Source organism: Oleiphilus sp. HI0079 (assembly GCF_001635105.1).
Genome location: NZ_LWFT01000819.1, coordinates 1 through 1,301, shown reverse-complemented (window position 1 = coordinate 1,301; position 1,301 = coordinate 1). Strand labels below are relative to the sequence as shown.

Annotated in this window: 1 pseudogene; it reads left to right on the top strand. The window is 46.2% G+C overall.

What is annotated here, in order from left to right:
* Positions 1-1,301, top strand: a pseudogene (locus A3750_RS26180) (hypothetical protein); the annotation flags it as partial.

The window sequence follows — 1,301 nt, the reverse complement described above, 5'->3', positions numbered from 1 at the left end:
TAGCTTTGATGATTCCCTTGAGGCATTGATGGGTTCGATTCTGCACTTGCAGAACTATATTGAATCGACACATGAAGCGCTCACGGAGATTCCACCACAATTAACGCCCGTCTTGAATGATCTAAAAGCAGCCAAAGGCGAGTCATTTTCAGCCGATGCATTTAGTCCTGATTTCAGCGCCAATCTTGTTACTCCTAACCCTATCTTGAATGCTCGAATGCAAGATGCCAAGGTTACGGAAAATCTTCGAAAGCTTCGTCAGCGTTTTCAGTCTTCATTGGCTAATGTGATTCGTAATCAGAACACTGAAGAGCATCTTGATTTTTTGGGCAAGGTCATTGAGCGTCTCGAAAAATTCTGCAAAGGCAGCCCTATTGGCCAGCTTTGGTGGATATCTAAGGGATTCATCGAATCGATTGAAGATAGCGAAGAACAATTAGGGAGCGCGGTAAAACAGTTATTGAGAGAGCTAGATCTTCAGCTTAAAGCAATGATTGATAATGCTAGCGATGCCTTGAGTCGAGAAGTTTCAGAAGAGCTGCTCTCGAACCTGCTCTATTACATCGCGTCCTCTAACAAGAAAACCGACCGTATAGATGCACTTGTTGACGCATATAAGTTATCAACACCCTCTCCTGACGGGGCAGAGAAAGGAATTCTTGGTCCAGACAAGACGACATTGAGCGCCATTGCAGATGTTCTTTGCGAGGAAATTAACTCGTTTAAAGATCGGTTAGATTTGATTGAGCGCGATAGTTCGGCCACCTTCGAGGATATCCGAGAACTTCTTCCTACGTTGCAAACCATGCAGAGCTCTCTGGAAGTTGTAGGGATTCCTGCGGCGCGAGATGCTTTATCGATGCAGATCGAGAACTTGCAAAGCGTGAGTGGTAATGAAATCACTTCTGAGGCGATGAACTCTCTGGCAGAAACCATCCTGTCAGTTGAAGTGCAAGTTAAGCACATCGTTGACGGGCCTGATTCGGGTGAAGATGGCTTCGGCGTTCCGACAGAGCAGTTTGAAATTGCTCATACTGCTGTCATAGAGGCTTCAAAAGGCTCTCTGGAGTTAGCCAAAAACAGTATTGTCAGTTTTATTACCTCCAACTGGGATATCCAGCAGATCGAGAATGTACCGTCTGTGCTAGACAGCATTCGTGGTGGCTTGCAGATCATTCCCTTGCAAGAAGCATCAGAGCTAATAGCGGCCTGTGGTCAATACGTTCAGCAGCGTTTGCTTGACGGTAAGGAGCAACCTGAATGGGGTGACTTGGATCGGCTCGCGGACGCCATTAGTAGTA